Here is an 11,877-nt window from a genome sequence, read left to right as displayed (position 1 = left end):
CGCGCACACAACCGCCGCGCAATCACCAACCCTGTGCATCAATTCACAACAGCAAGCGCCCCTAAGGCCAGTCAGTGCGGCTCGGATGTATTGGGCGTACTGGACAGGTCCTGTGCCGTGCGCTCCATGTCCGCCGCCAACAGGATCAGACGGGCCACCTGCCGTGCCTCGTCCGACTGCGCCATCTCGTAGGCGGCATATTCCAACAGGCTTGCGGTGATGGCGAGGGCCGCACTGGCCCGAACTGCTTGCGGCATCGCATCCAGTTCTTGCAACAACCTTTGCACATGACTTTCAAGCATGGCGTTCTGCGCGATGGGGTTCGGGATCATGAGCAAGCACTCCGCACTGACACTGGGCACCACCTACGCGCCGGGATGTGCCGCTGTCATGTCACGCGCTTACGTGACAGCGTTCTTGGTCAAGGAAGGATCAGCCCCGCGCCCACCCCCTGAATGGCGGCGGTGGTCCTGTCGGCCACGCCCAGCTTGCCGAAGATGCGGCGCACCAGCGTGTCGACCGTGTGCGGGGACACCAGCAGGATATCGGCGATGCTGCTGTTGGACTTGCCGCGTGCGATCCAGCGCAGGATCTGCCGCTCGCGCGGAGACAGATCACCGGGCGACACCGGCAGCGGGTTCAACTCGCAGTACCGCACATGCCCAACCTGTGCCACGACCTGAAAATCCAACACCTCCGCCTCGGTCGGCAAGTCCCGCGGGTTGTCAACTCCAAGACCCACATACCCGTTGCGCAACCCCGGCCCGAAAACCTGGAACGCCAGCCCGTCCCCGACACCTGCCTCGCGCATGTCATTGAGATATGTCGCCTGTTCCGGCGTCAGCCGCGCCAGCGCCCGTATGTCCGACCAAAGAAACGGCGTGGTGGAGGCTTGGGCAAACTCGGTGATGGGATCAATGGTATAGAGCTTTTGCTCGATATAGTGGCAGACCCACTCGTTGGAGAACCCGCTCGCATTCACGTTGACCGCATGCTCTGCCTGCGCATTGGCTGCAAAGTGGTGGTAACTGATCTTTGTGATGCCACGGTCATTGAAATAGCGCTGCATCAGCCTCCACAGCGCACCCGTATCCGTTTCGGCGCGAATGGCCTCCAGAACGTCCAAACTCATAACCAACCCCCAGGTATGGGTTATAGTATATCACAAAATGTCTCGCCTGCCCCCCAGAATTGCCACAACGTGACCCTGATAGGCAGAAGGAACACTCCACGGTCACCCAAGTCCCGCAATCTGTGCAACAGGTGTCCAATACCGCTCAAAAACACGCCTCAGGGCGAGTGCGATCTTCAAAGTGATGAAGTATCCCAGTCCCGACCAACAGTACCGGACAGCGGCGCGCGTCGGTCGGGCCTACGAACGAAGCGCAGCAATGGAACCAAGTGGAACAGAGCGAACTATGGTGGGTCGTGAGAGGCTCGAACTCCCGACATCTTCGGTGTAAACGAAGCGCTCTACCAACTGAGCTAACGACCCGTCCGACGCGTTTTTAGGACAAGGGGCACCCGGTTCGCAAGTGCAATGTCACAAGCGCCGATGCACCCCGTCTTCGACCACATAGACCATGCCCTGCCCGCCCGGAAGATCACCCAGACTGGCCGATGGCGCGCCCAACGCAACGGCGCGCAACATGCGCGACGTGATCCCGTGGGTTACGCACAGCGTGGGCGCGGTCAAGCTGCCCAGAAATGCCTCGCACCGCACGCGCAGGGCGGCAAAGCCCTCGCCCTCCGGCGCATGTTCGTACAAGGCCAGCGGGCCGTCCGGCGTGTCCTCAAGTACGGCACCGACCGGCCCCACCTCGCTTCTCAGCTTGCCGGACCAGAGCCCGACACCGATCTCGCACAGGCGGGTGTCAGTGTGCAGTTCAAGAACCTGCCGTGCGAGCGCAATCGCCGCTGTCTCAAAGGCGCGGCCCTGCGGGCTGACGCGCACATCAAACCCGGTCAGGTCATGGTTGGCCAGCGTATCGGCCAGTTGCTGCGCCTGCGCGCGGCCCGTGTCTGTCAACGGTGAATTCAGTGCGCCCTGAAAGCGCCCCTCGGCGTTCCAGACAGTCTCGCCATGACGCATCACGTAGATCGGTTGAAAAGCCACGGTGCCCCCTTCTGTGCCCCTTCAAAAACAACAAAAGCACACCGCTTGGTCTGCTTTTGACGGTGGGAGACAAGAGATCTGAACGCCTGACCCAAAGTGCCGCCACAGGCGGCGCGCGTCGGTCAGGCTCTCAAAACTCGGCCCGGTTCCGCTCAGCACATCGGGTGTAAATGGTGGGTGATAAGAGATTCGAACTCCTGACATCTTCGATGTGAACGAAGCGCTCTACCACTGAGCTAATCACCCAAGTTCGCGCGTCTTAGCCAACTGCGCGGACCCATGCAAGAGGGGCTGCGCCAAAAACTAGTCCGCCGCAGGATCGGGTGCCGCAGGGCTGTCAGGCGTCTCTGCCAGATCTCTCAGTTTCGGCTCACGCTGCCGGATGCGCGCCACCATCATGCGGCCCGATGCCAGCTTCTTTTCGCGATTGATCTTGACCTTGCCCATGGGCTCCAGGTTCATCGAACGCCCCTCTTTCAACGCCTCCCCCAGCACGGCCAGGGTTGCCTCGACAGCCGGTTTGACATCCTTCTTCTTCAATCCGCTGCGCGCGACGACCGCCTCGACCAACTCTTTCTTGCGCATCATCGGGCCGGACACGACCGGTGTCGGCGCGTCGACGACGACCGTGGTTTTAGATGTCGTCGTCGTTTCGGTTTTCGATGTCGGGGAGGTTGTCGACGTCTTGGTCTTTGTCGATGTCGCACGCGGCTTGCGCGTGCGGCTGCTCGTTGTCTTGGTTGTGGACTTTGTGGTGCGGGTCGCCATTTTCGGCCTCATTTATCAGGACTGCTTGCGCGCGACCCTACCGTGAAACCCTTTCCTATTCCACAACCGTGACATCCGGTTGCGGTGCTGCGCCACCTCTACGCGATCCTGCTCACTGCGCCAGGGCCGCTGCCACAAAAAAAGGCGCGCAAGCAATTGCTTACGCGCCTTTCTCGATTTCATCCAGCTCAGTGTGCCGTGGCACCCGTGCCCGTGTCACGCGCAGTCGCCGCAGCGGCCGCCGCCGCTTCTTCGGCTGCCTCGTCCCACTCGATGGCGTCGGGTTTCGACACAAGCGCGCGCTTCAGCACCTCTGTCACGTGGGTGACGGGGATGATTTCCAGCCCGTCCTTCACATTGTCCGGAATATCGGCCAGGTCCTTCTCGTTCTCTTCGGGAATGAGAACGGTCTTGATCCCGCCGCGCAGCGCCGCCAGCAGCTTCTCCTTGAGGCCACCGATGGGCATCGCGTTGCCGCGCAAGGATACCTCGCCGGTCATGGCGATATCCTTGCGGACCGGAATGCCAGTCAGCACCGACACAATCGACGTCACCATAGCGAGGCCCGCAGACGGCCCATCCTTGGGCGTTGCACCATCCGGCACGTGTACGTGGATGTCGATCTTGTCGAACTGCGGCGGCTTCACCCCGATCTCGGGACTGATTGACCGCACATAGGACGACGCCGCGTCGATGGATTCCTTCATCACATCGCCCAGCTTACCGGTGGTCTTCATCCGACCCTTGCCCGGCAGCTTCAGCGCCTCGATGTGCAGCAAATCACCGCCCACCGATGTCCACGCCAGCCCGGTCACCACACCGATCTGATCGTCCTGCTCGGCCAACCCGTAACGGTGTTTCCGCACACCAAGAAAATCATCAAGATTTTCAGAGGTTACAACAACTTCCTCAACCTCTTTCTTGACGATCTTGGTCAGCGATTTCCGTGCCACCTTGGCGATCTCACGCTCCAGGTTCCGCACGCCAGCTTCCCGCGTGTAGTAGCGGATGATGTCGCTCAGCGCTTCGTCCTGCAGCTCAAACTCCTTGGCTTTCAGACCATGGTTTTTGACCTGCTTGGCGATCAGATGCTGCTTCGCAATCTCGCGCTTTTCATCCTCGGTGTAGCCGGCCAGCGGAATGATCTCCATCCGGTCCAGCAGTGGCCCAGGCATATTGTAGCTGTTCGACGTGGTCAGGAACATCACGTTCGACAGGTCGTATTCGACCTCAAGATAGTGGTCCACAAACGTGCCGTTCTGCTCCGGGTCCAGCACCTCAAGCATCGCCGAAGCCGGATCGCCCCGGAAGTCTTGCCCCATCTTGTCGATCTCATCGAGCAGGATCAGCGGGTTCGTCGTCTTGGCCTTTTTCAGCGCTTGAATGATTTTGCCTGGCATCGAGCCGATATATGTCCGCCGGTGGCCGCGAATCTCGCTCTCATCGCGCACACCACCCAAAGAGATGCGGATAAACTCGCGCCCCGTCGCCTTTGCAACCGACTTCCCGAGCGAGGTTTTACCCACACCCGGAGGACCGACCAGGCACATGATCGGGCCCTTCATCTTCTTCGAGCGCTGCTGCACCGCAAGATACTCGACGATCCGCTCCTTGACCTTCTCAAGGCCATAGTGGTCGGCGTCCAGAATGTTCTGCGCCCGGCCCAGATCTTTCTTCACGCGGGATTTCACGCCCCACGGGATCGACAGCATCCAGTCAAGATAGTTGCGCACCACAGTGGCCTCGGCAGACATCGGCGACATGTTCTTGAGCTTCTTCAGCTCCGCCTCGGCCTTCTCCTTGGCCTCTTTCGACAGCTTGGTCTCGGCGATTTTCGCTTCAAGTTCAGCAACTTCGTTCTTGCCGTCCTCGCCATCGCCCAGCTCCTGCTGGATCGCCTTCATCTGTTCGTTCAGGTAATACTCGCGCTGCGTCCGCTCCATCTGCGACTTCACGCGGGTCTTGATCTTCTTCTCGACCTGCAACACAGACATCTCGCCCTGCATCAGGCCATAGACCTTCTCCAAACGCTCGCTCACCGCCAGCGTCTCAAGCAGGTCCTGCTTTTGATCGACCTCGATGCCCAGATGCCCGGCCACCAGGTCGGCCAGTTTCGCAGGCTCGGTCGTCTCTCCGACAGCGGCCAGCGCCTCTTCGGGAATGTTCTTCTTCACCTTGGCATAACGCTCGAACTCGTCGGCGACGGACCGCAGCAGCGCCTCGGTCGTGGCGACGTCACCCGGCATCTCGGTCAGATACTCGGCGCGCGCCTCGAAGAAGTTGTCGTTGTCCAGGTATTCGGTGATGCGCACCCGCGCCTGCCCTTCGACCAGCACCTTCACGGTGCCGTCGGGCAATTTCAGCAGTTGCAGCACATTGGCCAGCACGCCAGCCTTGAAGATGCCGGAGGCTTCGGGGTCGTCCTCGGACGGATCAATCTGGCTCGACAGCAGGATCTGCTTGTCGTCTGCCATGACCTCTTCCAGCGCGCGCACCGACTTGTCGCGGCCCACGAACAGGGGCACGATCATGTGGGGGAAAACCACAATGTCGCGTAACGGCAGCACCGGGTAAGAGGCGTTGAGTGGCTCTTGCATGCTCAAAAGTTCCTTATCATTGGCAAGACAGCGTGGCCCCGCTTTGCGGCAACCGTTGGCTGTCTCCGTGGTTCGGACTGTCTGATCTGTGATCCCAGCCCTCGGGTTTCAAGGTGTATCCTGACGCGCACGGGGCAAGGGTGCAATGGGGCCGGGCAAACTGTCCCCAGTTTTTTGGCACAAATTGTCGTGGTCCGCGCCACAACACCCCCAAGATACCTGAAAAAGCACATGACTGTGCGGCAATCTGCGCCTCCGCACACTGCTTGATCCGTGGGCAGACGGCCTAAATCCCATCGCTCAGGAGGATTTGACTTATGACCACGTTCGCGCTGCTGCTCACCGCCCTGCTTTTTGGCGGGATGACGCTGTTTTCCTTCGGTTTTGCCGCCGTGCTCTTTGCCGTTTACGGCCCGGACGACGCGCGGCGCGGCATCCGCAACACGTTTCCGCACTATTACCTGTGGGTGATCGGCACGGCTGCCATAACCGGGATTGTCGCCTACTTTGTCAGCACGTTGGCCGCCTGGTTGCTGATCGGCATCGCGCTCAGCACAGTCTATGCGCGCCAGATGCTGATGCTTCAGATCAACGCGGCGACCGATGCGGAGAATGCGGGACGGTTCAAGATGCTGCATGGGGTCAGCGTCGTGATCCAGCTTGCGCAGATCGGCATGGCGGGATGGGCGCTGGCGCTGATTGCAGCGTAATTCCGATGAAGCGAAGGGCTGGCACGCGCGAAACGCACCAACCCCGCCACTCACACCAGAGTGAGGACCGCCAGAGCAGATACTGAAAACCAGACAAACGAAAACACGGCAAATTGCATGGCGGTCCCCCCCAGGGTGCGTGACTGGGCTGACCCTAGCAGCGCCGCCCACGACACACGATGGAGGTATTCCTGACCCTGACTGCGAAACCTCAGGCTTTGCGCAGGACAACAGCCCTTTGCCCGCAGATGACGCGCCCGGGGTCATGCAATTCCAATCCCTCCTCCCGTGCGCATTGCACAAAGAAGTCGCGGGTCATCTCGATGCTCTGCTCCGTTCCGCTGATGGGTTCCTGCGCCTGATCACCCCGCACCTCCTTGATCGAGTAAAGCGCAAGACCATGCGGTGTCAGCACGCGGGCCGTCTGCCGCAGATAGGCCCGCATGTCATCTTCATAAAGATGCGTGAACAGACTTGCGGCAAAGGCCAGATCGACAGTCTCATCCTCGGCAGGAAACTGGTATTCTGTCGCGGGGATCGTGCCGCCGGGATTGTAGAACTTGGAAATGCCGTCGAAATGCACGAACTGAAACCGCCTGCCCACAACTGGCGAAAAGGCATCGTTCGCCCAGTCGATGGCCGGTTTGAAGATGTCAAAGCCGATATAATTGATCCGGGGATCCAGCGTTAGAAAACGCGCCGTCTTTCCAACACCGCATCCCACATCCAGCACGTTGAAGTGCGGCCCCGGCAGGCCCTGCAACAGCTGTGAAATAACCAACGACCAGCTTTCGCCGATGAAATAGAACCCGCCCAGATCAGGGCGGCTGACCGTCTGGCGCAACACTTCGTTCGGGATCGGAATCTGACCCGACGTGTACTTGAACGCCTCCTCATGACCCATCGGAAAGGTGCCGCTGTTCAGCATGTCCAGCCAGGGCGCTTCGGCGCGCGGCCGCCCGATTACATCGCCAAGTTTTTGCAGCAGCCGTTTCAGGATCATGACGCACCTCTCAATTGCTACGCGATCAAATGTTGGAAAACCATGCGCTGTTAGACCCTGTCAAAGGGGGTCTATATCGCCCTGCGCGCGCATCGCATGAAATTCTGCCTGCCACGCCTCGAAGGTGCCCGCCGCGATCGCGTCGCGCATGCCCTGCATGATCTCCTGATAGTAATGCAGGTTGTGCCAGGTCAGCAGCATCCCCGAAATCATCTCTTGCGCCCGGAACACGTGATGCAAATAGGCTCGGGAATAATTGGAACAGGCCGGACAGGTGCACGCCTCGTCCAGAGGGCGCGGATCGTCAGCATGGCGCGCGTTCTTGATGTTGATGACCCCGCGCCGGGTGAACACCTGTCCCGTGCGCCCTGACCGTGACGGCAGCACACAATCCATCATGTCGATGCCGCGCGCGACCGCACCGACGATGTCGTCCGGCTTGCCCACGCCCATCAGATAGCGCGGCTTGTCTACGGGCAACTGATCCGGCGCATAGTCGAGGCAACCGAACATCGCCTCCTGCCCCTCGCCCACGGCCAGGCCGCCCACCGCATAGCCTTCGAACCCGATCTCTTTCAGCGCCTGGGCGCTTTCCTCGCGCAGATCCTGTTCAAGCCCGCCCTGCTGAATGCCAAACAGCGCATGGCCCGGCCTGTCACCAAAGGCATCGCGCGACCGCTGTGCCCACCGCATGGACAGGCGCATGCTGTCGGCAATACGGGTCCGGTCCGCAGGCAGCGCCGGGCATTCGTCAAAACACATCACGATGTCGGATCCCAAGAGGCGCTGGATCTCCATCGACCGCTCCGGCGTGAGGGCGTGTTTGGAGCCGTCGATGTGGGATTTGAACGTCACGCCCTCTTCGGTCAGCTTGCGCAGCCCCGCAAGGCTCATCACCTGAAACCCGCCGCTGTCGGTCAGAATGGGCCGCTCCCAGTTCATGAATTTATGCAGCCCGCCCAAGCGGTCAATCCGCTCGGCCGTCGGGCGCAGCATCAGGTGATAGGTGTTGCCCAGCAGAATGTCCGCACCCGTGGCGCGCACGCTTTCCGGCATCATCGCCTTGACGGTGGCGGCCGTGCCCACAGGCATGAAGGCAGGCGTGCGGATCTCGCCCCGCGGGGTCGAGATCACACCGGTGCGCGCACGCCCATCGGTCGCCTGAAGATCAAAGGAGAAACTGCTCATGCGCCCTCATGCCGCGCAGACGCGAAAATGCCAAGCCCCTGCTGCGCGTCCACGCACACGGCGGAAAATGCGGTCGCGCGCCCGCGCTTTGCCACATCTGCCAAACGGCACCGGCTTGGCCTCCTAAACACCGTTGGCCGGACGGAAATGCGTGCCTCGCTGCCCTTGCAACAGGCGGACATATCGCCCGGTAGCCCGCCAACGCAAAGATCCGGCACCCGCTCCGCGTGCACAATAAATGGGCACCGCTGCCTCAAATGCGGCGGCGCATTGCGCATCAAACACCGACTGCGTTCACGTTTTCTGGTAGAATTGACGCCATTCGGCAAAGCACCGCCAGCACACAGGCAAAGCTCCGCCAGCCCGCCTTTGCCGGGGTTGCTGACACAACGTCAAGCCACGACGCTTATTGCGTGTTCCCACACCAAGACCTTTTTGAATGCGACTTTAGGAGACCAGCAAGATGCCCACAGGCCGGGACATTGATGCGCGAGAGCCATCATTTGCCGTTGCGTCCCCGTCCTTTGGGCCAAGCACACCCTGTCTCGCACCCGGCATCTTCCCTCATGTGTCCGATCCTGCAGGACAGGTCATCAGACACCCCCTGTCGCGCGCCCACGTCACGACCGGCATCGCCCGGACACGGGATCAAAGCACATCGGCAGCCGCGCACCTCCCGCTATCGACGCGCTGCACCTCTTTTCCATCTTTCGGCAGCACCCAATGCGACCGACCCGTCACCACCCCGCAGTCCGGCACGCACAGATCTGTGCTTTGGGAAATTCACGCCGGACTGCATTAACGACCCTTTGCGACCACTCACGGAGGGCGGGCGCATCCACATCGGATGCGCCCATTTTCGTCGGCACACATGTCGGCCACACCCGCTCCATACAGAAAAGCTATGGGAAATCACGCTTCTTTCGATTGGTTTCGCACACACCGCCCTCCCACATCTTGGCTACTGCGCCCAACGCCGGGCACACCCAACCCAAGGAGAGCCGTATGCTGAAGACACTGACCCTCACGTCCGCCCTTGCCATCGCCGCCACCGCGGGCGTCGCCGGATCCGCCGACAAACACGCACTGACCCCGGAAAAGGTCACCGAATTCAAAACCGCCTGGGGCGAAGGGATCGTGAATATCGGCCAGGTCCACACCGATGGTGGCGATTACGAAGCCGCCGCGCGCGAGCACATCGAAACCTTCTATGCCTACGGCGACGCGGACGTCCTCTTCAAACCCACCCTCGCGAGCGAAGACCAGTTCCGCGGCACCTTTGACGAGGCGCTGTCCTACTTCGTCGGCGGCAGCATCGAAGAAGACGGCGGCTTTGCCATCGCACCCTACACCGCCGTGCGCTGGGAAAACGAAGGCACGACCATCATCGGTGACACAGCCATGGCGATGGGCAACTACTTCTTCACAACGACCGACGGCGAAGAGATCAAGGTCGAATACACCTTTGGCATCCAGCACATGGACGATGGCGAGATGAAGATCGTCCTGCATCACTCCTCTATTCCGTTTACGCCTGAAGAACCCGCAGACGCGTAAGCAGAGTTCCGGCAGGCGTGCCGGACCGGGTGTCGGCTGGACCACCGCCAGTTGGGTGCAGCCGACATCCAAACCCTTTACCCCCTGATCCCGTTTCCCTATATAAACGGTCAGGAACCAGTACGGGGTCACCATGAACCAGCCCACAGACCAGATGGAAGGCACGCCGCTGATCGCGCCCTCCTCCACCGACCACCCGCTGCACGAGGCGGTGGTCGAAGCGTGCCGCACGGTCTATGACCCTGAAATCCCGGTGAACATCTATGAACTCGGCCTGATCTACACGATCGACATCTCGCCCGAGAATGAGGTCAAGGTGATCATGTCACTCACAGCCCCAGGTTGCCCCGTCGCGGGCGAAATGCCCGGTTGGGTCGCCGATGCGGTCGAACCGCTGCCAGGCGTCAAACAGGTCGACGTGGAACTCACGTGGGAGCCGCCCTGGGGCATGGAGATGATGTCGGACGAGGCGCGGCTCGAACTGGGTTTCATGTAATCGGCGGCCGATCGCCCACCGTCACAAAACCATCATCAACGCATTGAGAAACCGTCACACGGTATCGTCATCTTGTCTGGGTCAAGACCCTTGCAAGGAATACGAAAAATGCGCCTTACCGCTGCCTGCCTGCTGCTCGCGTCGGCCCCTGCTGCCCTTCTCGCCGAAACGGCACCCGTTGCCATCGACTACGGCCCCCGTCCGGCCTTCCTCATCGACAAGCTGCCCGAGGGCGAGCTGAAGTCCAAGCTGCAAAGCTGCCAGGGCCAGACGCCCGCCAAATCCGACTTCTCCATCGGCCACCGCGGCGCGCCCCTACTGTTTCCCGAACACACGGTTGAATCGAACGTGGCGGCGGCGCGTATGGGCGCAGGCATCCTCGAATGTGACGTGACCTTTACCGAAGATCACGAACTGGTCTGCCGCCACGCGCAGAACGACCTGCACACGACCACGAACATCCTGCTCACCGATCTGGCCGACACCTGCGTCACGCCCTTCTCGCCCGCCAGCGGCGACACCGATGCGACAGCCGAGTGCCGCACATCGGAACTGACGCTCGCCGAATTCCAGACACTGACACCGAAAATGGACAGCTCAGACGCCTCTGCCACCACGGCCGAGGAGTTTCAGGGCGGCATCGCCGACTGGCGCACCGACCTCTACACCGATGGCGCCACGCTGATGACGCACGCGGAGTCGATCGAGCTTTTCGCCTCCCTTGGCGCCAAGTTCACGCCCGAACTCAAGACCCCCTCGGTGGAGATGCCCCATAACGGCTTCAGCCAGGAAGACTACGCGCAAAAGCTGGTCGATGAATACAAGGCCGCAGGCATCCCCGCCTCCGACGTCTGGCTGCAAAGCTTCAATCTCGAAGACGTGCTTTACTGGATCGAGGCCGAGCCCGAATTCGGCGCACAGGCCGTCTATCTCGATGACAGCTACAACATCGACGGGTTCGACGCCAACGACCCCGCCACCTACCCCGACAGCATGGAGAGCCTCTACGAGCGTGGCGTGCGCTACGTGGCCCCGCCGCTCTGGATGCTGGTCACGATGGAAAACGGCCAAATCGTTCCCTCGGCCTACGCCAAGGAAGCCAAGGCCGCCGGTCTGAACATCATCACGTGGACGCTCGAACGCTCCGGCCCACTAGGTTCGGGCGGCGGCTGGTACTTCCAGTCCATTGCCGAGGCGACCACACATGACGGCGTCTACTACGAATTGCTGGATGTGCTGGCGCAGGACGTGGGCGTCGTGGGCGTCTTCTCCGACTGGCCTGCCACGGTCACCTACTACGCAAACTGCATGGGCCTGTAACCCGTACCCCCGCGCCATCCCCGCGCGCCACAGGCTCGAAAGGGTCGCCGGTTTCCCCGGCGGCCCTTTTTTCTCGGCTCACAGACGGCGCAGAACCCACATCAGCATCCGGCGACGACGCC

General features: G+C 61.1%; 11 protein-coding genes and 2 tRNA genes. 4 read left to right on the top strand and 9 right to left on the bottom strand.

The window, feature by feature from the left end; all coding sequences use genetic code 11:
• Positions 1 to 71 precede the first annotated feature (71 nt).
• The 7 genes from FD715_RS01885 to lon form a co-directional block, all read right to left on the bottom strand.
• On the bottom strand, positions 72 to 332 hold the full coding sequence (locus FD715_RS01885) for a hypothetical protein (protein ID WP_147104345.1): 261 nt from the start codon (positions 330 to 332) through the stop codon (positions 72 to 74).
• A gap of 89 nt (positions 333 to 421) precedes the next feature.
• Positions 422 to 1,132, bottom strand: coding sequence for a LuxR family transcriptional regulator (locus tag FD715_RS01880; RefSeq protein ID WP_147104343.1), 711 nt, complete (start codon positions 1,130 to 1,132; stop codon positions 422 to 424).
• 287 nt (positions 1,133 to 1,419) lie between these two features.
• A tRNA-Val gene (locus FD715_RS01875) sits at positions 1,420 to 1,495 on the bottom strand.
• Positions 1,496 to 1,543: 48 nt separating this feature from the next.
• Positions 1,544 to 2,116: a histidine phosphatase family protein gene (locus tag FD715_RS01870; RefSeq protein WP_147104340.1), complete on the bottom strand. Its 573-nt coding sequence runs from the start codon at positions 2,114 to 2,116 to the stop codon at positions 1,544 to 1,546.
• Between the two features lie 171 nt (positions 2,117 to 2,287).
• A tRNA-Val gene (locus tag FD715_RS01865) sits at positions 2,288 to 2,362 on the bottom strand.
• A 57-nt stretch (positions 2,363 to 2,419) separates the two neighbouring features.
• Positions 2,420 to 2,884: an HU family DNA-binding protein gene (locus FD715_RS22700; protein WP_223274698.1), complete on the bottom strand. Its 465-nt coding sequence runs from the start codon at positions 2,882 to 2,884 to the stop codon at positions 2,420 to 2,422.
• Between the two features lie 188 nt (positions 2,885 to 3,072).
• Positions 3,073 to 5,481, bottom strand: coding sequence for an endopeptidase La (gene lon, locus FD715_RS01855; protein ID WP_147104337.1), 2,409 nt, complete (start codon positions 5,479 to 5,481; stop codon positions 3,073 to 3,075).
• Positions 5,482 to 5,798: 317 nt separating this feature from the next.
• Between lon and FD715_RS01850 the strand changes: the two genes are divergently transcribed.
• On the top strand, positions 5,799 to 6,191 hold the full coding sequence (locus FD715_RS01850) for a DUF4149 domain-containing protein (protein ID WP_147104334.1): 393 nt from the start codon (positions 5,799 to 5,801) through the stop codon (positions 6,189 to 6,191).
• A gap of 211 nt (positions 6,192 to 6,402) precedes the next feature.
• Here FD715_RS01850 and FD715_RS01845 read toward each other — a convergent pair whose 3' ends face one another.
• Together FD715_RS01845 and tgt are read right to left on the bottom strand one after the other, a co-directional pair.
• Positions 6,403 to 7,194, bottom strand: a complete 792-nt coding sequence (locus FD715_RS01845) for a class I SAM-dependent methyltransferase (RefSeq protein ID WP_147104332.1) — start codon at positions 7,192 to 7,194, stop codon at positions 6,403 to 6,405.
• A gap of 60 nt (positions 7,195 to 7,254) precedes the next feature.
• The gene (gene tgt / locus FD715_RS01840; protein ID WP_147104329.1) at positions 7,255 to 8,382 is read right to left on the bottom strand and encodes a tRNA guanosine(34) transglycosylase Tgt; all 1,128 of its coding nucleotides are present in this window, start codon (positions 8,380 to 8,382) and stop codon (positions 7,255 to 7,257) included.
• A 1,005-nt stretch (positions 8,383 to 9,387) separates the two neighbouring features.
• Here tgt and FD715_RS01835 point away from each other — a divergent pair.
• The 3 genes from FD715_RS01835 to FD715_RS01825 all read left to right on the top strand — a co-directional run bounded on the left by FD715_RS01835 (position 9,388) and on the right by FD715_RS01825 (position 11,755).
• Positions 9,388 to 9,939, top strand: coding sequence for a phosphoribosyl-AMP cyclohydrolase (locus tag FD715_RS01835; RefSeq protein ID WP_147104326.1), 552 nt, complete (start codon positions 9,388 to 9,390; stop codon positions 9,937 to 9,939).
• Between the two features lie 133 nt (positions 9,940 to 10,072).
• On the top strand, positions 10,073 to 10,435 hold the full coding sequence (locus tag FD715_RS01830) for an SUF system Fe-S cluster assembly protein (RefSeq protein ID WP_039687393.1): 363 nt from the start codon (positions 10,073 to 10,075) through the stop codon (positions 10,433 to 10,435).
• Between the two features lie 108 nt (positions 10,436 to 10,543).
• The gene (locus FD715_RS01825; RefSeq protein ID WP_147104323.1) at positions 10,544 to 11,755 is read left to right on the top strand and encodes a glycerophosphodiester phosphodiesterase family protein; all 1,212 of its coding nucleotides are present in this window, start codon (positions 10,544 to 10,546) and stop codon (positions 11,753 to 11,755) included.
• Positions 11,756 to 11,877: the final 122 nt, after the last annotated feature.

Origin of the sequence: Tateyamaria sp. syn59 (assembly GCF_007995245.1) — a bacterium.
Classification (GTDB): Bacteria; Pseudomonadota; Alphaproteobacteria; order Rhodobacterales; family Rhodobacteraceae; genus Tateyamaria.
This window is presented reverse-complemented; position numbering and strand designations above follow the sequence as displayed.